The sequence below is a fragment of the Bradyrhizobium sp. AZCC 1588 genome, assembly GCF_036924735.1.
Taxonomy (GTDB): Bacteria; Pseudomonadota; Alphaproteobacteria; order Rhizobiales; family Xanthobacteraceae; genus Bradyrhizobium.
Genome location: NZ_JAZHSC010000001.1, coordinates 2962203 through 2986984, shown reverse-complemented (window position 1 = coordinate 2986984; position 24782 = coordinate 2962203). Strand labels below are relative to the sequence as shown.

19 protein-coding genes and 2 pseudogenes are annotated in these 24782 nt (G+C 57.8%); 7 read left to right on the top strand and 14 right to left on the bottom strand.

The window, feature by feature from the left end:
* Positions 1-121: 121 nt before the first annotated feature.
* The 7 genes and pseudogenes from V1277_RS13965 to V1277_RS13935 all read left to right on the top strand — a co-directional run bounded on the left by V1277_RS13965 (position 122) and on the right by V1277_RS13935 (position 9801).
* Positions 122-2533: a hypothetical protein gene (locus V1277_RS13965; RefSeq protein ID WP_334416685.1), complete on the top strand. Its 2412-nt coding sequence runs from the start codon at positions 122-124 to the stop codon at positions 2531-2533.
* 522 nt (positions 2534-3055) lie between these two features.
* Positions 3056-4618 carry a patatin-like phospholipase family protein gene (locus V1277_RS13960; RefSeq protein ID WP_334416683.1) on the top strand — a complete coding sequence of 521 codons (1563 nt, stop codon included), beginning with the start codon at positions 3056-3058 and terminating at the stop codon, positions 4616-4618.
* A gap of 367 nt (positions 4619-4985) precedes the next feature.
* Positions 4986-5299: pseudogene (locus tag V1277_RS13955) on the top strand (IS21 family transposase); the annotation flags it as partial.
* Positions 5300-5426: 127 nt separating this feature from the next.
* Positions 5427-5768: a hypothetical protein gene (locus tag V1277_RS13950; protein WP_334416680.1), complete on the top strand. Its 342-nt coding sequence runs from the start codon at positions 5427-5429 to the stop codon at positions 5766-5768.
* Between the two features lie 11 nt (positions 5769-5779).
* Positions 5780-6658, top strand: coding sequence for a hypothetical protein (locus V1277_RS13945; RefSeq protein WP_334416678.1), 879 nt, complete (start codon positions 5780-5782; stop codon positions 6656-6658).
* An 87-nt stretch (positions 6659-6745) separates the two neighbouring features.
* A pseudogene (locus V1277_RS13940) lies at positions 6746-6959 on the top strand (GreA/GreB family elongation factor); the annotation flags it as partial.
* Between the two features lie 754 nt (positions 6960-7713).
* Positions 7714-9801, top strand: a complete 2088-nt coding sequence (locus V1277_RS13935; RefSeq protein WP_334416677.1) for a hypothetical protein — start codon at positions 7714-7716, stop codon at positions 9799-9801.
* Between the two features lie 32 nt (positions 9802-9833).
* Here the strand turns inward: V1277_RS13935 and V1277_RS13930 are convergent, their stop codons facing one another.
* From V1277_RS13930 to V1277_RS13870, 14 genes are all read right to left on the bottom strand, one after another.
* Positions 9834-10565, bottom strand: a complete 732-nt coding sequence (locus V1277_RS13930; RefSeq protein WP_334416676.1) for a hypothetical protein — start codon at positions 10563-10565, stop codon at positions 9834-9836.
* A 653-nt stretch (positions 10566-11218) separates the two neighbouring features.
* Positions 11219-12850 carry a TnsD family Tn7-like transposition protein gene (locus V1277_RS35000; protein WP_442894486.1) on the bottom strand — a complete coding sequence of 544 codons (1632 nt, stop codon included), beginning with the start codon at positions 12848-12850 and terminating at the stop codon, positions 11219-11221.
* A 277-nt stretch (positions 12851-13127) separates the two neighbouring features.
* Complete coding sequence (locus tag V1277_RS13925; RefSeq protein WP_334416675.1) at positions 13128-14609, bottom strand: TnsD family Tn7-like transposition protein; 1482 nt, start codon at positions 14607-14609, stop codon at positions 13128-13130.
* The gene (locus V1277_RS13920) at positions 14599-16062 is read right to left on the bottom strand and encodes an ATP-binding protein (protein ID WP_334416674.1); all 1464 of its coding nucleotides are present in this window, start codon (positions 16060-16062) and stop codon (positions 14599-14601) included. The genes V1277_RS13925 and V1277_RS13920 overlap by 11 nt, the downstream gene beginning before the upstream one ends.
* A 74-nt stretch (positions 16063-16136) precedes the next feature.
* Positions 16137-18320 (bottom strand): Mu transposase C-terminal domain-containing protein, encoded by a 2184-nt coding sequence (locus V1277_RS13915; RefSeq protein ID WP_334416673.1) that lies wholly within the window; start codon positions 18318-18320, stop codon positions 16137-16139.
* A gap of 1 nt (position 18321) precedes the next feature.
* Positions 18322-19122 (bottom strand): TnsA endonuclease N-terminal domain-containing protein, encoded by an 801-nt coding sequence (locus tag V1277_RS13910; protein ID WP_334416671.1) that lies wholly within the window; start codon positions 19120-19122, stop codon positions 18322-18324.
* Positions 19123-19321: 199 nt separating this feature from the next.
* Positions 19322-19999: a hypothetical protein gene (locus V1277_RS13905; protein ID WP_334416669.1), complete on the bottom strand. Its 678-nt coding sequence runs from the start codon at positions 19997-19999 to the stop codon at positions 19322-19324.
* Positions 20000-20120: 121 nt separating this feature from the next.
* On the bottom strand, positions 20121-20321 hold the full coding sequence (locus tag V1277_RS13900; protein WP_334416667.1) for a hypothetical protein: 201 nt from the start codon (positions 20319-20321) through the stop codon (positions 20121-20123).
* A 136-nt stretch (positions 20322-20457) separates the two neighbouring features.
* Positions 20458-20829 carry a DUF6634 family protein gene (locus V1277_RS13895; RefSeq protein ID WP_334416666.1) on the bottom strand — a complete coding sequence of 124 codons (372 nt, stop codon included), beginning with the start codon at positions 20827-20829 and terminating at the stop codon, positions 20458-20460.
* Between the two features lie 39 nt (positions 20830-20868).
* Entirely contained in the window at positions 20869-22014 is a 1146-nt protein-coding gene (locus V1277_RS13890; protein ID WP_334416664.1) for an AAA family ATPase, read from the bottom strand.
* 264 nt (positions 22015-22278) lie between these two features.
* On the bottom strand, positions 22279-23097 hold the full coding sequence (locus V1277_RS13885; RefSeq protein WP_334416662.1) for a metallophosphoesterase: 819 nt from the start codon (positions 23095-23097) through the stop codon (positions 22279-22281).
* A gap of 3 nt (positions 23098-23100) precedes the next feature.
* Positions 23101-23301, bottom strand: coding sequence for a hypothetical protein (locus V1277_RS13880; protein ID WP_334416661.1), 201 nt, complete (start codon positions 23299-23301; stop codon positions 23101-23103).
* Between the two features lie 5 nt (positions 23302-23306).
* Positions 23307-23846, bottom strand: coding sequence for a hypothetical protein (locus V1277_RS13875; protein ID WP_334416660.1), 540 nt, complete (start codon positions 23844-23846; stop codon positions 23307-23309).
* Between the two features lies 1 nt (position 23847).
* Positions 23848-24309 (bottom strand): hypothetical protein, encoded by a 462-nt coding sequence (locus V1277_RS13870; RefSeq protein WP_334416659.1) that lies wholly within the window; start codon positions 24307-24309, stop codon positions 23848-23850.
* Between the last annotated feature and the right edge of the window lie 473 nt (positions 24310-24782).

Here is a 24782-nt window from a genome sequence, read left to right as displayed (position 1 = left end):
GCATGCGACGGCCCTGGCGTGGCCGTTTGCCTCGGAAGCGTCGTTCCTTATCGCGGCCTCCAGACTCGCCGAAAACCAACCTGGAGTTCTTGACGGACCGAGCAACCGACTTGCGAACTCGATGATCGACTACCTGCGCCCACGGGCTCGTGGCCTTTCTCTTGAGGTGCTTCGACAAGTTCAGGAGTCAGTCTGGTTCGCAGACAACCGGCAGGCGACTGGATCTCTAACCGTGCAGCTTGTCGCGCTCCTTGCCAATGCTGCGACGAAGCTACTGCGATTTGAGGGCGGGCGGGCCGTGCTCAGACTTGATCCTCTTGAGCAGCCTCAAACATCATCACGGTGGCGGTGGATTTCGCTCGCGCTTCCTCCTGATTTGTTGATCGCGGCGCTCGCAGCCGCGATCCGGCAGGTTCCGTCAACTGATTACGTCACCGTTATCCCGACGCACTTATGGCCGTTCCACGATGAGCTTTGCCTCGCAAATACGCATTTGCACTTCGGTGCCTCTGTCCCATTTGAGGTGCTCTGGACCAACCTAGTATCGCGAGCAGGCACAGATCCCAATGATCATCGTCGGCTGGATCGCGGCGGCCCCGCGCCACTCGACGGCGGCCGGAGCTTCTTGTCTTGGCTCACCGTCGGAGCGGTTGCTCGTGCACTGATGGCGGGCTATTTGTGGCAATGGGAGGATCGGCATCCACGCGATCGCGATGACTTTGCGACGTACACAGGCCGCGTTGCTGCCCGATGCATCAATCCCGGACTGATGATGCAGGCGCTCTCCGCAATTGCTCGTGGCGCCAATCCGCCGCCGTACACTCGTGTGCGCCCAATGCTGCGCGCGATTGCACCGTCGCGGCCACTCGATGTACGATCCGACCCGAGAGACGCCGTAGCCCGCGCGGATCCTATCGCGCGCTGGCTCAGACCGGGCGCGGCGCTCCCGGAGACACGTTTTCTTACGCGGGCGCTCGCGCGGCTCTTTGAACCGTCTACCGACGAACGCTTCACAAGAATCTTTTGGCAATACGTGCGCCTTCGCGGAATCGTCTACCGGCACGTGGTGCAGGAGCCTGGGACGTCCGGTCTCGACTGGTTCACCGCGCATTATAGCCGCATGACGAACTTGCGAGGTCATCTCGCCAACGCGGTGATGGCGTCGGCTCTCGAACTCGAGTCTCGCACCGGGCGGCTCGGCTCACTTGAAGTTCGTACTTCGCCAGAAGACAGTTGGGCGGCGACACGGAGTCTGATCGGGCAGATTGCTTGGGCGCCATCGCCAAAACGCGCAAACCCAGAGCGCGGATTGGTCTTACATTTCTTGAAGCAGCGTCCTGAGGGGAGTGCCGATTACGCGGATCCGCGCCAACCGGCGCACGGCTGTCGGTACGGCTCGTACTATTGGCGACGTCACATTGAGACGATTGCGATAGAAAGGGCCTTGCGGTTTCACCCACAGCTACTCGTGGTGTTGCGAGGCATAGATGTCTGTGCCCTTGAACTTGCGCAGCCCACCTGGGTGTTTCTCCCGCTAATCGCTCAACTACGTGCTTCGTCCCTGGGTGCATCGGCCGTATTGGCCCGGCACGGCAGGATTCCTCCCATTCGCGTCACTGTTCATGCCGGGGAAGAGTTTCGGCGCTTGGTAGAGGGCGTGCGCCGTGTTCACGAGCCAATCGAGTTCGGAGCGGTGCAAACTGGGGATCGGTTGGGCCACGCGATTGCGCTCGGCCTTCCGCCGGCGCGCTGGGCCCAGTACGCAGATGAAGTGTCGCAGCCCGCCATCGAGCGGCTGGATGATCTCCTATGGGAGATGGCACGCTACCGCGCTGGGGACCTACGCGCCGAGGCCGATCGGACTGAGCGGATTCGCGGGGAGATCGAGCGTCTCTCAAGGGATGTGTATAGCTCTCCATGCACGCTTGATGACTTGCTACGCGCACGCGAGCTTCGTCACATGCCGGCGGTACTACGCCGCCTCGGCTATCCGTTCATGCGCGGCAGACATCCGCCCGCAACACAGGACAAGGCCCTTCCGCTGCTATGGGAGTATCTGACGTCTGCGCGAGCTTACGTACGCGGTAATATTCCGGTTGCCGTCATCGCCGACAAAAGCGAAATCGCGATGCTCCAAGAGGCTCAACGCTTCTTACGCCACACGCTGGCTTCGCTATCCATAGCTGTCGAGGTAAATCCATCTAGCAACATGCTGATCGGTGATTTGCGCCTCGAAGATCATCCTGCATTCCAACTCTACCCGCTGCCCGGAGACTCGACTTTCGTCGGCGCGAAAGTATCTATCGTCTTGGGCGATGACGACCCTTTGGTTTTCGCGACAACGCTGGCTGACGAATATGCGCACCTGTACTTCTCGCTCATCGCGCGAGGGACCTCATCGAGCGACGCGCGGGAATGGTTGCACCGGGTTGCGGAGAACGCCATGCTCGCAAGATTCACACTGCCCGAATCCATACTTCCCGCTGGCATACAAGCCGGAGTAGCACGTTTGCGCAAGCGCGGCGGGCGATGAAACGGATTGAGACCACCAGCACTTCCTCGAGTTCTGATGCCCAGCGCCCCAGCTTTGGCCGCGGCTGCGCCAACGGCCCGTACTCGAACAAGGTCTCCCCCGACCTCAGCACCTTCCGGACCGTGTTCCGCGACACCTTTCGGTAGCGGGCGATCTCCTTGATTGTCTTACCCTTGACGAAGTGCTCGCGCCGTATCCGCGCAATCGTCTCCACGACCAGCATCCCCGACCACCTGCTTCATTCCAAAGCAGGCAGCGCAACAGCCCAACCTATAGGGGGTCAAAATTAACGCCGATTGACAAAAAACTGGTATGGTGGGGAAGAGCGGGACAGGTTGCCACCTGAACGGGGCGCGAGTTCCTCACATTTCATGTGAGCGCGTTGAGAGGCGAGCAACCACGTTACGGCGGGTTGGCAGGCGGCGGGGCCACGGCGGTTACGACCATCGGTGCCGTACTTGTACCAAAAAGGACGTCCAGCTCAGTTTGAGCGCGAACCAGGTCTCGTCGGAGAGGCATCCGATGAACGACAGCTACACAGCCAAGAAGAGATACAGGAATACCCCGCACGACATCTTTCCGTGGACGATCGAGTTGGCCTTGTCAGGAGGCGGGTTGCGCGCAACCGCTTTCGGACTTGGGGTGATGCTTTACCTGGTCCACTCCGGTCTCAACAAGAAGGTGCGCAACATAGCCTCCGTATCTGGCGGCTCGATCACGAACGCATTCGTGGCCGGCCGATGCGACTTCGCGACCGTGGACATAGACAGGTTCAGAAGCGACGTCGCCGCGGAACTTGCGCGACTGGTCGCGAGCCATGGATTGCTTAATGCGAGGCCGACCTGGATATACATCGTTGCCATCCTCGCAACCGTAGCCCTCCTACTGTACCTGACCGTCCTCCATTTCCTCTCGGTGCCTTGGGTCGTGACGGCCATAATGCTTCTGCTGCTCCTATATGGCCGCGGGGTTGTCATCACCGCGTGGATGAAGCGTACATTCTTTCCGGATGGATTGGACAAGCTGACTCTTGGCGACATAGCCGGGCACTCGGTCGATCACGTATTCTGCTCGACGGACCTTAATGAAGGGCAGCCAGTGTTCTTCTCAACGGCATCGGGTGGCCGCACTTACTCCGAGAGCTATGGCATTGTTAATCAGCCGCAGGTTCCCGTACTTGCCGCGGTTCGTGCTTCGGCGGCCTTTCCCCCTCTCATTCCCCCGATCTTGTTCAAGCCTAATGCTGAATGGACGAGCTTGCGAGGATTTGACTTCCAGACCGGGCTATTCCCGCAGGCGCTGTGGCTTACGGATGGGGGAGCCTACAACAATTTCGGTACCGACTGGCAACGCCTCCGCAACCACGTGTACTTCGATGCTGCCTTGTCGCCGGACGATATCCGTGCGTCTTCCTCCGGCATCGATGACGCCGCGATGAGAGCCAAAGTCGACAGCCATTACCGGAGCCATGGCGAGAGATACGGCCAGGTTCAACTCGTCGCGGACGCCTCCCAAAAGGGCCGCCCCAAGCAGCTCCTGAGCCTGCATTCGCCCGTGATCGGGATGTTGACCTACATGAAGCGCACGATGGACGTCATGTACGGAAGCACCTTGGATGCCCGTAGTGCGGAAGCAATAAGGATCGCCCATACCCGGATGCACCAATACCCGGCGAAATGGTACCCAAATTCCGCCTTGGCCGAGGGCGACCAGCTCTACCAGCACGGTATCGATCACGATTTCAATATGTCGGGGCCACTCATCGTCATTGCCCCGTTGTCGAAGGCACCTCTAGGGATCCTTCTGGAATGGGGTACTTCTGCCTTTGCGAATGCACCGGAGGAAATCGAAAAGCATGGGATCGTATACCGTGCCGAGCTCGAGCGCGCGCAGCAGGATTTCGGCGATATCTGGGAGGTCGGCGCAGTGAAAACAACGTTCTTCAGCCTGGGCCGAGGAGACACACTTCGACTTATCTTCAGGGGGTACGTCACGGCAAGAGTTGTCCTCACCGCCGCGTTCGCCCCGTATGTTCCGATCCCTCTTCCAGATCGGTTATGGTTCGAGGAGTTGATCGCACCCTGACCGCGAGACGAGCGGTCCTGGCGCGCCTTTCGACACTCGGCAAAGCCCGGTCTCTGACCAGCCAACCCCGGCCGCAATTTGGGTAACCTTGTGCGAGAACAGGCGCCTTGGCAGGAGGGCGCATCAGGCAGCGATGGGCGCCAACTCGATGCGCCAATCACACGTGGGGTCGGCCATTTCAGCACTCCTGGATTTTAATAGAGCCAAGCAGCCAGGTCTCGCGCGAAATCTATCGCCCGCCGCAAGTCTCCTGGGCATCTGCTGGTCCAGCTTGAAGCTAAGGGCATCGGTAGACCGACGTCCAAAATGGACCCCCTATAGGTTGGCTGTTGCGCTGCCTGCTTCGGACTGAAGCAGGTGGTTGGGGATGCTGGTCGTGAAGACGATTGCGCGGACACGGGGCGAATATTTCACCAAGGGAAAGACGATCAAGGAGATTGCCCGCGACCAGAAGATGTCGCGGACCACGGTCCGGAAGGTGCTGAGGTCTGGGGAGACCTCATTCGAGTACGAGCGTTTGGTTCGACCACGGCCAAAGCTGGGGGCGTTGGGCAGCTTGACGGGCTGGTAGCGAACGCGGCCAAACCGGCTCGTGAACGGCTGACGTTGATCCGGGTCTTCGAAGAACTGCGCCAGCGCCGCTATCACGGCCGTTACGATGCCGTGCGGCGTTACGCCAGGCTGTGAAGCGGGGAACGTATGAAAATTTGTTGGGCCGGACGTATTTGTTGTGGTATTTAACAGGGACTACCTGTCGCTGTATTATCGAGGAACTCCCGGGTAGAGTAAGCACGGGCGCGGGGCCGCCATGAAGACGCTTGCTGAAGTCATTGCGTGTTATGCGGCAATGTTGCTGACCTGCTGCCCGGCCAGCGCAGTTGAGGTCTTGGTAATTAAGTCGTACGCCGCCTGCAAAGACGCTGGGATCGTCGAACGGTTCGAAGCATTCGAGCGTGATAACGACGATCAGGGATATAAGCGCCTGTACATTGAAACGGGTATCAGCCGCGAGTGCATTTTCCTCAGACGCAATGAGATACTGATGAGCGGTGAGACGCGGGACCATTGGATATGCATCAAAGAATCAGACCGCGATCCTTGCTATTGGACTGACCAGGACGCCGTCCGGGTGCGCCGTGGGCGAAACTGAGGTGGCACGAGATGGATGTCATCGCCGCATTTCTCAGGGCTATTCCTAGTGCGGCGGCAAGTCCGCTCGCTTTCATTGCCTACCTGGCGACAGTCGTTGCCTGGGGTGTCATCGCGTATCGAGTCAATCGCTTCCGCGAGTTGATGAGGCACATCAAAACTCTACCCGAAAAGGATCGGCTGCCTGCGATCAAAGCGGAAATGGGGGTGGTCGATGTGCCAGAGGGCCTGACTGGCGAGCAGTATCTCCGGAAGCGAATACACACCTTTGTGTTCGTCGGTTGGTTGGTCCTGTGTGCGGCCGTTGCAACAGTTGGACTCAAGGCCGCCTTTGACGTCTATCAGCAGATGGTCAGGGCCGATAATCTGACACTCGAACTGCTCTTGCCTCCGAGTTCGCCATACATGAGCGCTGTGAATACCCTCGCCAATGGTCCGGTGATGGTATCGGAGGCTGCGGCTGAAATTAAGCCCAAGATGACTCAAGCGGAGCTTGACGAGGCAGTCGCACGTATGGCGCGCGAAGGCATGAGAGCAGAGCAAATAGCACAACGTTTGCGTCAATTGGCAGGAACCGATCGCCTCCGCCGAGCGAATGAAGTGCTATCAGGAGCGGCAGTTCGTCTCGACGATGCGTATTCCAAGCTTGAGGCTTGCTTTCGTCAGGTGCGGTGCCGTCCGGGATTCCAGGTCGCCACGCTATGCAAGGCGCTCGCATCGATAAGGGACTTCATCGTCGCCACAAACGAGTCCGCGAGGAACATAGCAGGTGTCAATTTCAATATGTCAGGCACAACGCCGATACTTGGTGGCGGGGCGATGGATGTCGATTTCTCTGCCGTCGGCGCAGCCAACGTCAATTACCTACTGAGCGTCGCGTGCGCCAGTTAGGCACCCTTGATCGCGCCGATCGTGCGCAGCGTTTGAGGTGGTGCGACCTACTTCATCAAAGTTCTTATTCGCGAACTTAACATGAAACAAGATCCGACAACGTTCGACACCGTCGGCTTCGGAAGCACGGTTACCTTCAGCCGGCGACGACGGACGCGTCCAAAAAGTGGGTGAGGACGAGGCTGACCCGAATAGGGTAGTGATCTCCTTCGTTTCACCGATCGCTAGGCTTCGATGGAAAAGTCCGTCGGAGACGTGATCGACGTCACGTCAGAAAATCGAAATCGTCGCCATCTCATAGCGATTGGCGACCGACCAAGCTTCAATTCTCGCGAGGCCTTCGAGTCCTTCGCGCGGTTCTGCCGGGCTCCATCGAGCCGGACCGCTCGTCAGCTTATCGTTCGCACTGCCCTTGGCCGACGACTCAGCAAATGTACAAATTGGCGGGGAATATACTCCGGCACGACGTTCAGGTGTGCGAGAGTTCAATACCCATCGCGCCTCCCCGTTCAAACAGATTAGCGACGATTTCGCACATGCTCCCGGCAACACCCGGCGTCACCAGCTTCTCGCACTTCGGCCGCAACACATCGCTGCGCGGAATCAGCCTGCCTGGCGGCGTAAAGCGTCCGAGTCATTGCGCCGTTGAGGAGGTGGTCGAGAAGTTAATATTCCGGACGCTTCAGTATCCGATACAAAAGCCGATTACCCGCCGAGGTACCTTGTGATAGAATTGTCCCTCGCTCGACCCAGTCCCGTGATGATCCGACGGGGTGCGCTCCATGTCTCTGACAATTAAATGTCGCCATAAGGCGGGCTGCATAGAGGTCGTCAATGTCCCTGGATCCGTGCGCGGCGCTGCCGGCGGGGCAGCTTTGCGCAAAAAGGCTGACACGCCGCAGCGCGAGGTTCTCTACCTTGAATGTCCGGACGGACACGTCGAACGGTACGAAATCGATATTCACCCTGATGGAACCGTCACTTTACCTGGGGAGTGAGCCATGGCACGGCGGGCTGGTTCCAATTCACCCACGCCTCTCGAAGAGGTAGCTTGGATGGACATACTGGTGAAGTCCTTTCCCCCGCCCGGGACGCAAGCCCTGTTCGACTGGACAAGCGGCTTGATCTTTCTCAACTGCGACGAAACGACGTATCAGTCTTACTTGAAGGGCGGCATTCACACCAATCCGGCGGAGGCGCATACGGTAACGCATGAACACGTCCATCTGATGCAGGCAGCGTCGTGCGGCTTCATGAATTTATGGATTCGACAACTGCTCCCGTTGCTAGGCAGGGCAATGAACGAACTCGGGTTGCCCAAGGAGTCGATGAAGGAGACCAAGGACATACTGAGGAATGCGGGGAAGAGACTCTCCGACGAGACGATCGGCGCGATCGAGGCCCACTGGAACATCCTGGACGAGAAAGGGCCGCTCGGACTTACCGTGAGTACGATCTTCGAGAGCCACGCATTGTTCGTTCAACTCCACCAGCATGTCGGGCCTTGGAACGAGGACATGATCCTTCGGATTGTTGAGAAATTTTCACCCGACCTGGAGTATCAGTACGCCTACGACATTGCGCGCCACTTCTTGTTGGATGCGGCATTCAGGGTCTTTCATCCTATCTGCATGACATCCTTGTGCTGCACTAGTCCCACGGACGCATTCGTGGCTCTGTGCCGGGAACTGAGGAAACGCGAATTGGTCGGCGTCGGCGAACGCCTGGACTGTGACGCATTCCTACGGTTGGCCAGAGATCTTCTTGGCGATTCCTTGATCGGTACTGCGGCAGACCTCGGGCCCGCTCCCCAACCTCATCCCATCTACTCGAAGTTCGGGGCTGGCACCAAGTTGGGAGCCCTGAGTTTCCCGGAGGCTGCACGGACCTTCGACAACCCGAGCGGATTGCTTGAGATGGCGATCGAGGAACTCGATGCGCCAAGCGTCCTTCGTCCCAGCGAGGACGGGATGCTAGTCAGGTCCGGGCGGACACCCGACGGTCGGATGAGGTACGACGAGAAGGACATTACTTTGGCCTTCCTCGTATCGGCCATCAATGCGCGCATACCCGTTTCGCGGCGCGGGTGGATGCAGGAGGCGAGAGCCAATGCCCGTTGCCGCTGGTTCCAGAATCACGAAAAGGGCATCATCGTGCTGAAGATCGCGCGACACGAGGATCCGGCCCCGACCGCGGCCAGGATCGCCGATCTGCTCTCCAGCGACCCTGACCCGAATGCGGACCCACCGATGCTTTCCCGCACCTGGGGCCGCTACATATTGCAATGGGATATCCCTCCCGGCACTGGTCTCGGCTGTGATCCGATCATGCGTAGCTTCGTCACCTCGTTGGTCGAGCGTGCGCCGTGGTTCCCATTACACCTCTGCATGGATCCAGTCCACCACGCGCCATTTATCACATGGTTCGGCAGTCTGGCCTCTCCCGACGCATGGACCGGCACCCGCTTCACCTTGACCCATCCATCCGTGATCGAAGCGCTTGTGAAGGGCATCGATGCCTGCTTCAGGCGAGGGCAAGAGATAGGGCAGGATCCAAGCGCTCAGGTGGTCGCCATGACCTCACCCTACAAGGAGAGGATGGCAGCGCGTCTCTTGGCGGGCTGCAAATATTGGCAGGAGCAACTCGGCCGGATCATCTTCGAACTCGACTTCATAGCGAACAATGCCAGGGCAGTCGAGATATCGCTAGGACACGACACAATTAACTTGAAGGTAATCGCCCGGGCGCTCGCCTTGATAGGCGATGTCAAGCACATCTTCGATCCGCCTGAGATCAACCGCGCCACCCTTGGGATGATCCTGGGCCGGCTCAAGCATGGATTCTCGGCGCTCGTCATTGATCGGCACCGGAGCAAGCTCCTGTCCGACTTCGGACACGATTGGGCTTCCTTCTGCATGGCGCCGGAAACTATGAACTTCGTGAGTTCAGATTACGAGATATCGCTTGAGGATGATAACACAGCTCTCGGATTTCTCGCGATCCTGCGGCCCGGCCCGCACCTCGATGAGAGGACGGACGCCTTCGAGTTATTGGCGATCATGGCACCGGAGGTCGAAAAATTGGAACGGCTCGGCGCGTGTTCGTTCCAGCGGGTGGACACGAACCGAATTGAGGTGGCGTGAACTGCTCCTCCATGCAGTGGAGTCTGGTCAGGTCAATTCACGGGTGCGGCCCGGAGCCGGGTTTCTGTCTTACCTGAAGTCCAAGTCGCGTTGACCGTCCAGGGCCCCTTTCCCGGGGCTGGCATTTCCAAAACCCACGCACCTTTCTTGTCGCTGGGAACGGATACGATCTTCGGAGGAATCCCTTCCCCATTGCTGACCTCGACGCGTACGTCGGCGTCCGGACCTGCGGTCCCGGAGAGAAGAAGACGCGGTTCCTCCCCCTCACGGCGGAGTATCATACCAGTCAGTTTCGGTACTACTGGCGTCTCAGCAGGGGTGGATATCGCCGTCACGATGATTGCCACCGCAACCGAAAGGACTGCAGCCGCACTGAGTAGAGCGGCGCCTACCAATCGCCGCCCAAGCCTGCGGGCTATCTCGTCGTGGGCACGCTCCACTGAACTCGGCGAATTCGGCATGAACTCCACCTGGACGTGCGACTGCGACCAGAGTGCGGCACCGTAGGCGGCCAGCAGCAGCACTGCTGGCAATGCGAGCAAAAATGACTGTGTCGCGGTGAACTGTCGGGTCGAGATCGATACGCCAACCACCGCCACCGCGGTGTACGCGCTCCAGAACCAGGCGATTCCGGTTGTCAGCGACTTTGCAGTCGCGATCCTAGACGTGACGGCTCCGCTGCGGAGTTCGATACCTCGCTGTAGCCAGAACGATTGTCCGACTACCTTGGGTCCGACTACCTTGGGTGCGCCATTCTCAGCCATGCTCAGGATCCGGCAAGGGCTGCTGCGATCTCAGAGGCCATATGAACTCCGACAGAGTATGCCATACGTGACGGTACCGCGGAATCAGAATCAAAGTGGATTTCAGCAACCAAGTGGACACATGATCGCGCTGTGAATCTAATCACAGAGCCAATCCAAGGACATAGCATCGGATAGCACGGCGACTGCCGCCTTTCCGACGTCGCATCCTCAGGGAGTCGTAGCTCCAAAAATCGAGAGTCATTTCAAGGCGATCCGCTTCTGGTGCGACCAGTCTTCTTTGGCGAGCGCCCGGTTGGGGAGACAAGCGCGACCGCTTGAGCCGCCGCCTCGGTCGGAATCCCGAGATTAGTCAGCACGCCGATCTGCTCTTTTCGCCGTTGCTCGGCGATCGCCAGGCCAGCCGCCGCATCGTCGGGAGACGGCGGTGCGCTGCCTGCCTCGCGCTACATCATGCCGAAGGATGCGTACCCATACATGTGCGCCACGGTTTCGAGCAGCTTTGAATAAAGAAGAGGACGGCCAATGTCTTTCCGGAATCGCGCGAAATCCTTGGCAACAAGTTTAGGTCGCGCAACAGAGGCAACGTGGAACATTCAACCATCTCCGATCGCTTGCCATAAAGCGCCGCCGGCTAGAACCAAGGCCGTGCATCAACCGTTCATCGCTGACTTACGTTTTAGCCACTCCGCTCGTGACTCTCTCACTCGGGACATCTCCGCTCGCGAAAGTGGCAAGCTTCGTAACCTCATGTAAAGGGTAGGTCTGCCGATCTGTCTGCAGATTGCGATGCAGCTGACCTGCTGGGGCGGCATGACAGATAGGAGAGCCCTTGCGCCATCCCCAATTTCCGACGCTATGGCCGCGTCATCTTGGACACTGATCGCGAACCTTTTCGGAGTCTTCGACTGCTTCCGCTTTCCTTGCGCAAGGATCCAATCTCGGTCCCACTTTAATAGCGATTCGTAGGCGGTTTTAGATCTTGCCTCCTTCCATTCGGCTCGCCATTGAGCGATAGGCTTTGCTTCTCGGTCGTGTCTTTCCGTAGTGCCCTTGATCAACCGACCAACAAGCTTGCGCGATAAGCCCATCCGTGCCGCGACGTAGGTAGGTGAGGGCTTCTCTTTGTATAGACGGCGCGCCTCACGTACGAAAGTCGATCCATAGCGAAACGGTTTGAGGACAATCGGGACAGTGCAATCGCGCTTGTCAGTATCTCTAAACGAGAAAGCGTAACCACAACTACAGTATGCGGCAAAGTACTCGCCACGTTCGGCTGATTTCCGGCGAACAATATCCTTTATTCTAAAATCCACAGGATGTTCTGCGTAGGGATTTGGACACCTTATGTGACTGGTCAGCCTGGGCTTGATTTGAAGATCTATCTTCCTCGACTCTAATTGTCGTTCTAGGAAAAGCTGCATAAGAATGTGGAACAACGGATGTTCCAAATGCCCGTGTAAGAGCTTCTGGACCTGAGTGAAATGAGAGGAGATCTTGATCCCAAGTTTGTTCAGAAACTCAGTGCCATAAAATTGATAGAAGTCGTCCGCGACCCGCTTTGCGTCGAGCTTCTGCACGGCAAATTCATAGCCCAGCCGAAGGGCTGCCTGTCGGTAAAGGTGCATCGGATGGGAGAGACTGAGCCATCTCGGCGAAGGCGAGGTCATCAAGCTTAGGCATCGACGGGCAACGTCGAGAGCTAATTGATGCTCACTCTCGGTCAACGTCTCGCATTCGAGTGCGTCGGGGCACCAAACCGTTGTCGCATCATACAGGTCATAGTTTGCTGAGCTGCGGGAGACGCCGTTCACCAATATTTCCTTATGCTCACTGCATAGCAGTACCCCGCTGAGTTGGTGCTGGCGCCGCCAGTATGTTTCGCCGAAGGTGTCGAGATCACGACGAACGCACGACCTGCAGTACCGTAGGTGCGTAGGCGTCGGCACGCCCACGCGGCCATTGAAGCTCTTTTGATGTCTTCGTTCTGTATAGAACTTTTGCGCAGCCTGAACTCCGCTCATCATGTAGAACGTATCATACGGATACAACGTATGCCGATCGAGAATGTCTAAAGCAGACAACTTCCACGTTGAGTACGTTCGTTGCGCAAGTTCATTTAGATTCTTGCCATACGTTACCGGGACGTACTTGGTTTCCGCGACTGTTCTGCGGAATCCGTCCTTTGAGCTTGGTTGTAAGTATGACTCGTATCGAGCAAAGACCGAGTACAATAGTTCGCCCTCATAGGGACGCGGAAGAGAGAGGTTGCACGCTTCTGGCATTCGGACTGCTATCGGATGCGGAAGTCTCTGATTGCTTTTGCAATCTAGGTGAGCATCCTCGATTAGCAGTAAGACCCTGCAGAATCCCTGTGTAGACCGTTAGAATCTGAGCATTCTAGGTTGGCCTTGGTCCGGAGCGCGTCCCGCGTTGCATTCGCATCGATGTGACCAACCGGGCTCTTGATCGTTCTTAAGATCGCTTCTCGATCGGAACGGCTTATCGCAACTGCCGACGCACGAATGAGCCAATCCGCCGCGTTGAGCGTAGGGAAGAGGACTATGCACCATTGGTCAGTGATCCGCGCCGAATACTCTGGCGGACGCCTCCAAAGTGATTGGTACGATGGGTGTTCTTGGTCGTTCTCTTGTCCCGTCGTATCCAGTCGCCGTCCCAACGAAGTAATAATTGATAGGCAGCTCTTGATTTCGTTTCTTTCCATTCTGCGCGCAAGTGGGGAATCCGCGTGGCATCGAGTTCATTCCTGCTCTTTTCGCGCTTCACCAGGCGGTCCGCAACTCTGTGAGACACTCCCATCGTCTCCGCCACATATTTGACAGATGGCTTCTTCTTGTGGAGGCGCCTTGCTTCGTTCTCCATGGCTTTCCCATACCCACTCGTCTTCAAGACGAGCGGCATGTAGAGGTCGTCTTCGCGGCTTCCCGCGAAGGCAAACATGAAGCCGCAGGAACATCTTGCGTGATAGTATTTCGCGCCGTCTTTCGTTCGCCGGAGCAATATGTCGGGAATTCTGAAGCCCTCGTCATGCCCGGCGTAAATGTTCGGACATTTCCATTCCTGCCGAGTTGTTCCGTTTACTACTTGAGGCTTAAGACCCGATCGGGATGATTCGAGTCCGCCTTCGAGAAACAGTTGAACGAGGATGTGGATCACCGGGTGATTTGTGCCAGCTCCATGCAAAATATGGCGGAGAGCACTCGAACGTTCGGATAAACGGCAACCGAGCTTCTCGAGAAAAGTCGCCCCAAAGAATCCGAGCAGATCTCTGCCGAACTTGTTGGTATTGAGTTTTGTAACGCCGAAGCCGTACCCGTTCTCGATAGCAGCTCTTTCATACCGCGAGCTAGTATTGGAGGTTAGCCAAATCCCTACACCTCCGTTCAAGAGAGCCGCCGACCGCTTCGCGATCAATCGAGCAAGAAGCACCTCGTTCGTGCTCAATGTAATGCCTGGTCCGAAAGCTGCGCTGCAATGCGCGGTCGCATCCAGCGTAGTTGCATCGGCTCTTTGCGAAAAAGGGGCGGTCGAGTCTCTCAAAAGCTCGTCATGCCGGACGCATACGAGCGTTCCGCTAAGCTGGTGTTGTCGTCGCCAATAAGTTTCGCCATAACCCTGTATATCTTCATGCAGGCAGGAGGCGCAGAATCTCAGAAATTTGGGTTCTGATACGCTCGAATTGCTCATCCCCAGCGCGGTAGGCCCGCCATGCGGGTTGTTGGTCATAAAGCACTCGGTACATTGCAAGTGTACTTCAGGCTTGAGGAACGCTCCATTAAACGGAAGCAGAGTGTGGCGATCGAGGATTTGCAGCCCCGAAAGCCCCCAAGTCAAACGTGTCTTTTCAGCGAGCCCCGCGGCACCTCTCACATATCTCATCGAAAACCACTTGTGATCATCGATCGACCGGTGGGCAGAACTAATCACCGTCGGCTGCAAATATGCGAAATGCCGGGCGAACACTGAATACATCAGCTCGTCAGGATAGGGACGAGGCAGACAAAGATTCATGCTATCGGTCATCCAATTCTGCAATGAGCCCCGCCGCTGCCAGTGCCTCGATCGGATCCACATTGGCCGCCTCGGCCTCCTGGACAGTTGCTACTAGTTTGTTGGCAGCGGAAGGAGATCGGGCGTTCTTGCTCAAGGTCGCCAATTGCTCGAACCCAATTGCGTCGGCGTTAGCGCTTGAGACGACCTTGTCAACGATAGCCCCCACCAGTTTAGGGTCTTGGCCAACATGAAGCAGATTAGATGTCAAACGTTTGCGTTGCTCGTTGACCCGCTTCTGCGCCATCTTAAGCGTTTGCGCCTGTTTTTCCGGATCCAATTGCTCGTTCAGTTGAGTGATGCCCGCAGCAAGCAAGTCCTCGAAATCGCTGATTCGCTTCTGATTGCCGCTCCGCAAAGCTTCCAGGGCAGGACGCAAGAGAGCAAATTTCTCCTTCGCCACTTTGTTGATCAAGCCCACAGTGACTCGCTCCGTCTTGCCGCGGATCGCCTGCAATTGAACTAATTGGAACAGGCGGACGACGAGTGCGCTGATCCCCTGCGTCTGCGCATAGAATGCTTCCGACAACTCGGGGCTCAGGCGCTCAGCGTTCTGTAGCCATTGGTACTTCCAGAGCGCCTTTAAGAAGAAATCCCAGTCTTGATCTCGCGCCATGCGATCCCAAGTCGTCGACCCATGGTCGCTCAATCTTCTGGCTTCGCGAAACAGCGTATCAAGGAAGCCCTTAGCTTTAGGCGTGCCTAGCACGACGAACGGAACCTTCACTTCGTTCGCGAATGTCACGAAAAAATTGAGCATCTTGGCCGGCCCAACCCCTGGGGCGGAAAGAAGATGCTGTATCTCGTCGACCACCAGCACGCCGAGGTGATGTTGAGCCGAGATCTTTGCGACATCCAGGATGAGTTTGTCGATGGTAGTGGTGCGACCAATCGACTTCGCATGGTTCGTTCCGAGGGTTGTGTCAATCTTTGCGATTATCGACAGCAGCAGTTGCTTCAAGCTGCCATCCATCGGACAGTCAACCTTCAACCAGACGAGCTGCAAAATGCCGTGGTCCACGTGGCTGAGCGCCTGGGGAAAGAAGGAAAGTGCCCGTTCGACAACGGTGCTCTTTCCTGCGCCCGACACCCCGAAAAGTGAGAAGGACGGAGCAGTCGACGGGCCGGAGGTCTCTATCGGCCGAATCTCGCCTCCCATGCTTTGCCGATAGAAGTGTACCAGCGACTTCTTGAATTCCGGTCGGACCGGATTGCGATGCACGTAGCCACTATGGATCAGCAGCCCTATCTGCTCAATGATGTGCGCATGAGCAGGCATCATGACCAAGTAGTTGTTTAGCCGGCTGACGCACAACATGCGATGGGTCTCTGGAAGTGTGCGCTCGGTCTCATCGAACCGTGGTTTGCGTCCAAAATGTGGGAGCATCTGTTCTCCCGTCCTGAGCGGGGGCAGCGCTTCGATCAACGGGTTTCCCGCACATTCTGCCAAACTCGAGGGCCTGTAGATTGCCGGAATCAATTCCAAATGCATGTTATCCTCTACGGTTCGAGATTTTTGTCGCCTGCCTCCAGGCGCTCGAGCATGTTGCGAATGTCAGCCTCATACGAATCCGATGTGTCCTCGGGCGTTTGCGGGAGTAGCGCTACCGAGGGGGCGAGGTCGGGCGACAAATCGATCTTCTCGATGGGCCGTTGAAAGGCCTTCTCTGCAGCGTGATTACTCCTGATCGCAGAGACCTGCGAAGCGATTGATGCGTTGGGGTCGTCGACTGCCCGGGCCTTGGCAAGCGCTTCCTGTTCGATCTTCTCCATCTCCAGGTCAGTTTCGATCCGCTTCGCTTGACGAAGGTCTTCGCCGGAAGCCTGCAGCACCTTTGCAGCAAGCTCCTTTTCCTCGTATTCGAAAAGGGACTTGCCCTTCAGCTCTAGGTACGGATCCAGGAGACGGCAGATCTCATAGCCTCGAGGTGTCTTCGGATCCCAGATGTAAAGTTTGTCCAGACTGCGAGGATCATAGGAAACCTTAACTGTCCATTCTCCCTTCAATCTCGCCTTAGAAAACCAGCCGGCCGCATCGGCGGTCTCAGTGGAGTAGTAGCCACCCTTAAACTTAATTCCCTTCTCCGTCACGCGTGCGGAATCCATCTGCATAACCGCCAGCGCAACGTCTTCCAAACGCAGTTCTCTCAACAATCCACTGCGGTTCTCGATTCCCCACTTCCAACGATTGAGAGGCGTTGAGGCCATCCCGTCCGTTGTCATCTCGGTCGGCGTGTCGATGCCATCGACCGTCTCGCGATTGTGCTCGAGAACCGCGAGTATGACGATCTTCGTGAAGTCCGTCAGGTCCATTGCCGAGTCGCGCCTGTAGTCGCGCGCGCCTCTAGTGCCGAAGTCCGGTTTGACATATCCGGGAGTGAACTGCTTGAAGATCGCAGGCACCACGCCGAAGCGTCTCTCAACGATGCTCTTGAGGTCTCCACGACCTGGACTGGTGTTCTCGATCTGGATTCGAAGGGAGTCCACGATCCGTCTTCCTAGCCGGACGCTCAGCAATTCCCCTCGATCGGCCAGAATTGCCCGCGGAGCGTGGTGGGAAGGCCACTGGTCGTGGTCGATCTCGATACCGAACTCACGACAGAATTCGACCTTTGGCGTGACCATATTGGTCAGCGCCATCATCGCTCCTATCCATGAAGGTCCTTCGAATCCGACGTAAATGCCGACGATGAGACGGCTCCAGACGTCAATGACGAAGTATATGACGGGGCGCCCGACGATGCGTCGACGATCGAATTGTGAGCGCAGATAGACGTCCGCGATTGTTGCATCAATCTGAAACTTGTCGCCTGGACCGCGCGCATTTTGCTCGCCTTTGCCAAGTATCTCCCGACCTTCCAGATCGAACTTCTTTTGACCGTGTCGGGCTCGGAAACGTCGATTAAGAGAATGATAGTTTCTGAGAAAATAACCGAACTGCCTCAGCGTGGGTTTCTCTTCGATGCCTGCGATCCTTCCAGCACGGACGTCCTCGAGTTGCTGCGGGAAGAACAAGCCAACGACGTAGTCCAAGGACTGTTGCTGCGAAGGCGCCTTTTCGTTGAGATAATGATCTGCGCCTACTTGCATCATCCGCCGCAAATCGTCATTTACCGAAACGCCGACGCCAGGCGTGATCGTTCGAGGGCGCCCAACCTTCCGTCCGCTGACGATGTTTCGTGGCTTGCCTGGTCCGCCGCACTTCGAGTAGTCAGGACGGATAGCGTTGAAGGTCATGCCACGCTGCCAATAGCGCATTATGGCTGTGACGACGGTAGGTCGCGTCACGCCCGTTGCAGCGGTGGTTTCATCAATCCTGCGCTTGCGCGTCGACTTGAAGAGCAGGTTTCTGCCGCCTTCGTCGCCTAATAGATGAAGGATGATGTCCCATTGGCGGTCATGGGCTCGATCAGCGGCCGAATCCGTTTCATCATCCGGCGAGAGGCGGATCGGAAAAGGTTCATCATATTCGATGGCGAAAGAGGGTGGATCGAAAAGAAAGCCAGCAATCAATGCCGCCCGGTCGTATGGGACGGGCCATGTCTTTTCGTTCACGTCGAAAAACCAGATCCTGTCGCCAGAATCGTCCACATGGACGATACGAAACAGCCGTCCGCCATCGACGGTCTCCTTGATCAGCATGCGCTCGACCAAGGTGGGGCCTCTACGTTGCAATAGTGTCACTCTATCTCTCCACGACTGAGAATCGCGAGGCCGGAAGGTTCGACAGGTTACTGACGCTCAGGTCCACGAGGAGAGCCTTCTCGCTGAGCATCCGTCTTGCCGTGCTAAGTGTACGGCCGGCCGCCAGCGCCAGTCGCCCGTCTACGACGCTGCAAACCGTGCGCAACGGAAAATCACCAAGCCCCTCGATCGCGTCGACCAGGTGCTCACGGACCGTCGGTTCATCAGGGGGTTCGGTCATTTGGTCGCGCAGGCAATCGAATATCCATTCGAGATTGAAACTTACGTTGCCTCTGAGGCTCGACCCCGGAATGATGGCCCAGGTCACGCCCTTCTTTTCCCAATAGGTCCTCTCGATATCCAGTTTCTCCATCGTACGTCTGTCGAGCAATTCGTCGTCCGGCTTCACAGCGTAGGCTCGCTCGATCGGTCCCGAAGAAGTCGAACGGGTGACGAGAAGATCGGTCGTCATGACTATGTAAACGCCGTTGATCTTCGGATGTTTCACACCGAGCTTGGTCGCGATCTCTAACGTTTCGTGGCGCGGCAGCGGAAACTGCTCCCTGATATCCAAAGTGCGGTCGTCGAAGCATTTGCGCAGAAAAGCGTAGTACTCGAGGTCGGACAGCAGATGATGCTCGCGACCGGTCACCGGCCAGAAAAGGCGGTGGCACTTGCCGAGAGAGGGGATGTCGGAGACGGTCAACCAGGGCGTGTAGCTCGCACCGATCCCCAGTCCTCGTCCCTCACGCAGGAATTTCGCGATGCGTTTTTCAGTCCATGCGTAACGTCGACGAGCCATGACGGCGACCTTAGGAAGGTGAACAAAGGATACATTCACCCGAGGTCATCACATCGAACGAATTGCGCTCAGACCGTAATGCCCTCCGGTAAAAGTGAAGTTGATGCACGACTCGCGCCGGAACTGTTCGGCTTCAAATGTGGCCGGTGGTTTCCAATAGGATAATGCGATCGGACGGATTGCGTTGATCGCCGAAGGTTCAATCTCCATAGCTAACCAACGTACGCGGACCGAGCGGCCCCGCGTTCAAATCGATCCGGACGATGCCCGCGCAGGCGAGCGCCAAAATGGCTTCTCTATTCGAACTAAAGCCGACCAGCGAGGCAAGAAGCTCATCCATGCCGACGGCTCCTCGCTTGCGAAGTTCTGCGAGAATCTGCATGCGCATATGCACCGGCACCGTTCGTCCGGCATGCCGCCAGATTTCCCTTTCATTTCCATGTCGCGGCTCTGCTGCGATTTCCGCATCCGTCATTGTCCATCGACGGATACCCATGCCTTGGGTAACTTCTATTACCTGCTGCGTCGGTCGCTTCGACGGCAGGATTTCAAGCAGATGACGTCCACTTGCGTTTCTGGCGAAGATCGAATCCGCGCGAATGCGCACATTGCCCGATACGATCTCTTCGAAGTAGTCGATCGCAACGACCGTATGATCGAGCGTCAGGTGGATGAGCGCATCTCTTATCGCCAAGTTGTTCGCAGGAACGGCTTTGATCGTCTTGACCGAATGGAAGGTGCAGAAATGCTCCACCTCGTGAGCTCCGAATTCCTGCTTCGTGCGTTGCGGAAGAGACTGAGGTGCTTCTCGGGATAGCGGAAAAATGAGATGCCAATCGGCTTCGGCGCTTCCTGATTGCAGGATGGCCGATGTCACATGCGGCGTTTTCCAAGGCTTCGATTTCGTTAACTACGGTTTCGACCCGCTACATGCTCGAAAGAGAGTCCGCCCGTCAGGTCTAAGAGCGGCCGGCATCACCTCCACCCGGGTTGCCGAGTTAGAGTTCGACGAAATCCGCCTCCATGATCTCCTCGCAAGCTTTGGCCAGCAACGCAAAGACGCTCTGCCTGCGGTCGTATGCACGTAGAGTGCAAGCCGCGTGGCGGGACTTGGCGCCGGTCAGCGGATTGGCGCTCTCTATGGCCTCTATTCGGTAGTCCGAGCGATCGGCCAGATCGCTCAAGTTTGCGATGCGCATCGATCCGATCCGGCGACGGTGGGATTCGTATCCGCCGGGAACGAGGTCGATAGTGATGACTAGCAATGAGCCCTCCTATTGGCCATTGATCGGTGGTTCTAGCTTGATCGTTTGAAAGAGCCTGGCGTCGGCGGTCTTACGAACTTCCTGTCCGGGAAGCCGGCGTCACTTTTTGCTCACTGGTATCGGCTTCGTCATTACCGCGCCCGCCAAGCAGATAGACCCGATTCCAGGTGCGCGCCCACTTCCGGCTACGGTCGAGCCAGATCAGTTGTGAAGTATAGATCCTGGTGCCGTCGGAGTGCTGGGGATGGCCGGCGACGCTTCCCACCAGAACTAGGAGCATGGCCTTAGGATCCTCCTTGCGGGCAACGTGCACGAAGACTGCGCGCCAGTGCTCAAGCAACGGTGCGCGCCCGATCTCGATCGAAGAGGGCACTTCTCCCTTCATATAGGACTCGAAGTCGCGCCTTAATTGCGCCATCGCATTCTTCTCTTTCATCGACATGTTCGAAATCCCGGTTGTGCCACGCGACTCGAGAGGCATTTAGTGTCTCACGGCGGTGGAATTGCGCGCCGCGACGGTGGGCGCCACGATTCTCTGAAGCTTACGAATACTGAATCCTGCTTTCTCCCAGGCGCGCCCCATTACCTCGATCTCGTCGTTCGCGAGGGGCCAAACGAATCCTTGCTCGCCACTCTCGAGTGCGAGCTCCTGCAGCACACTGGCCGCTAGGGCCGGGAGGTCTGGAAGTCGCGGTGCCGGCACCTTGACGATGCGATAGCGGTCCTTCAGCGGCGTCGGCAATTCCTCAACGCTGTTCGCGGTCGCGATATGCGAGATCCAGGACAGATCCAACTCAGCATCGAGTGAGACGTCGCGGTAGCAGCACGCGGTTTCGCGCTCTAGAAATGGCAGCAGGGCATCCCACAAGCGACCATTGCGCGACGATGTGCCCGCTTTGTCGATCTCGTCGACCAGCACGATGGGGTTTGAGAGCTGTGTCTGGTTGACGGCTCGCGCGGGCGCCGATGGAACCGTGTTACCCCAGCCCTTCGGGCTGCCACCAAACATGTTGTCGCTCGCACCTCCGCCGTCATAGCGGTACACTCGGACGCCAAGCAGGTCGTTGAAGAGTCTACGCACCAACCGCGACTTGCCGACCCCTGCGGGACCCGTCAACAAAATCGGCGAAAGTCGCACCGGTTCACCTTCACGAAGGTCGCGCAGCATGAGGTCGATTGCGCCAATGGCATAAGGATATTCGGCCATCAGCTTCGTGCGCACCGCCTCGATATCTGTGGCAAGCCGCAACGGCAGCTTGGCGTCCACCAGGCCCTTGAATTCGGACTGGTAGTTGTTGAGTTTGGTTGCTTTGCCGCTCGGCATGACGACGATGCCCGGTTCTTCCGGCTCGCCTCTCTGTCCACCTTCGTTCTGAACGCGCGCCGGCGGTAGACCTTCCGATGGATCGTCTCGGTCTAACATTTCGATCCGAGCAATCCAGAAGATACTGCTGTCATTATCTGCGAAATCACCCCGAGCGGCTCGCCACCAGACGCCCAGAAGCTGCAGAACATCGTGCTTAGTAGCCCTTGCCATCGGCCATTCCCACAAATGTTCGATGGCAAAGGCAAGCTGCGGCAGAACGATCTCGAAGGTCTGTGGCTTGGTCGGATCGGCCGCCAGCATCAGTGCACAAAGCGCTCTCCTTGCCGTGGCCTGCGGCGAACAACAGGTCGGCGAGATTTTTACATGCCTCTTTGCAACGCTCCTTCTCCCCAGACCAGAAATCCGCAGCGGTGTCGTCCCTTGGCACGTCGCCGATTTCTTTAATGTGCGACCAGAAAAGCCCCGCTGCGGGCGGCCAGCCGCGTTGCCAGAGGAGCTCTATCGGTAGGGGTACTGATGATAAATCTATTGACGAGCGGTTGCTTGCAGTCACGTCAGCCTCCCTCAGATTTCGACGACGAAATAGAGATCGAAGCGTGAATTGTCCCAAGCTAGGCCGGGCCTCCACGGGCCGTAGCCCTTCGGGTTCGACACCACACGCGTGTGACCGATGACGGTATCCTCGGACTCGTGCGTGTGCCCGAAGATCCAGAGATCCGCCGGCCGCAAGACGCCGCGCCCGTCGTCGGGTCCCGGCGACATCAGCAGCGTCAGGTCGCTGCGGTAGGCGGCGGTCAGGATGTCGTCCGCGGTCGGAGAGTCGGATATCCACAGCTCCACTGCATGCGGCGCATGATGAGTGACCACGACGATCGGTCCGGAATGTGCCTTGCGCAACTCGGTCTCGAGGAATGCACGCGATTCCTCATGACGCGCAAGCGCGTGCGGCGGCCGAAAGCGCTCGACGTACCGGTTGACCCGAATCTTCCTGAAATCGTTTATCCGCTCGGCGGCGATCGCCATGGCACGCCGCTGGTCGCCGAACAGGGCAAAATCAGTCCAAAGCGTCGCTCCCGCGAAGGTGACGTTGCCGATCCGAACGGTCTCGTTCTGCAGCACATGTACGTTGGTGCCGACGGCGGCTTCCTTCGCCTTCTCGACCGTGCGGTCAATGTCGACTCCATAAAATTCATGATTGCCCATGATGTATACGATGGGCCGATCCGGCACGCGCTCGCGCAACCACTTCACCCCGCGCTCCGCTCGTGGAATGAGGTCGCCGGCGATGATAAGGACATCGAAGCGCGGGCGCAGGGCCGGCGGCGGCAGGTCCCAGCCGCGCGTCAGCTCCAGATGCAGGTCGGACACGATCCACAAGCGCATTGTCTAGGTCTCGGTGTCGGGCGGGTCGCTCTCGGCAAGCTTGGCCAAGGCGGTGATCAACGGATCGTCGGCGGCGACCTCTTCGATCGAGAGCGCGAACTGGACATCGACGAAGCCGCAGCGCGGGCAGACATGCCGTCTGGCGTATACATCGTATACAAAGGTGACTTCCTCGCCGCAGGCGCGGCAGCGGAAACGGGCCATTTTCGCTACTCCTCGAGGGCTTCCGGCGGGATGGCTACGAATGTGTCGGTGGCGCGGTCGTAGGGGCGACAGAAGAAGACGCGCATATCGTGCAGCTCCGTCACGCGGATGACGTGGAAGCTCTCGAGGCCGGCCTCGATGCGAACGGGTTCGCCCTTTGCATGCGCAGGGCAGCGCGTCATCCACACCCCGCCATGTCGGTGCAGCCGGCCTGCTTCGCCGCATTCCTCGCAGGTGCAGGCAGACCGGGCCTCTGCCAGCGCGATCGCCTCCTCGATCTTCCTCCTGGACTCGTCTGAAAGCTCACCGCGCCAAGAGAAGCGAAGTGTGCCGTACCTCTCCTGGATCTCGAGGATGCGGAGCCAGCCGCCGCCCTCGGCGATTGCGGCCTCGATCCTGGTGGAGAGACGCTCCAGCAGATCGCGCCAGCCATCACCGCAAGTGGGATAACCCTGTGTCGCCTCGGGCGCGCCGACCGACGGGTGAAAGAGGTTCGAATGCGCCTCAATCAATTCGATCCGCCAATCCTTCTTGATCGGAGTCATCTCACTTCTCCTCAATTGCGAGAGTGCCTGGATCGACATCGACGAAGCTGTCGGTCGTCCGATCGTAGCGGCGATAGGTCACTCGTGACTGGCCGCCGACGATTCGTCGAACGAGATGGACGTTCTCAAACCCGGGTTTGATCGCGACGGGCTGCCCCTTAGCGTGCGCTGCGCAGCAGGTGCTCAGCACGCCGCCTGCGCGATACAGCCGACCCTCTTCGCCGCATTGCTCGCAGGCACAGGCGGACCGGGCCTCCGCCAGATCGATGGCTTCCTCGACCTTTTGCCTAGAGGCATCCGAAAGCTTGCCGCGCCAGCAGAACCGAAGCGTGCCGAACTTTTCTTTGACCTGGACCACTTGGAAGGTATCGCCGTCGGTAAGTGCGGCGGCGATCCGAAGGCAGACGCGATCGAGAAGATCACGCCAGCCTTGTCCGCAGGCCGGATAACCTTGTGCGGCCACGGGGGCCCTGGCAGGAGGATGAAATAGGTCCCGGTGGTCATTGATTAGGATGATTCGCCAATCACACCCGGAGTGGGTCATCCTATTGCTCCAAGCTTTCAGAGGTCTCGGGCACGCGTTGGAACGCTCGACAGAGCCGTTCAAGCGAACGTTCTCGCCGAAATCGTCGTACTCGTCTGAGTGCTCTTAACCGCGAGAGGTCTTACTAACGGGCATGCAGCCAGCGAAGACGAAGCCCATGGCAGATTGGATCTATCTTTGCCCTGCGCCTTAATGCCGAAAGCATCACAACTCGTGCAGCCGGATCACCTTCGAGGGCGCAGCAGAGAACAGCTGAGACGACAGCGTCCGTCAGAGGATTTCTCATCCCGTGGCTCTTGAGCCTATTTATGGCGATCCCGATGGCCGCCGCCGCATCTCCCCCAACTGCCCGAAGCCAATCGCAATCCGCCACTAGGTTGGTCTTCAAGAGC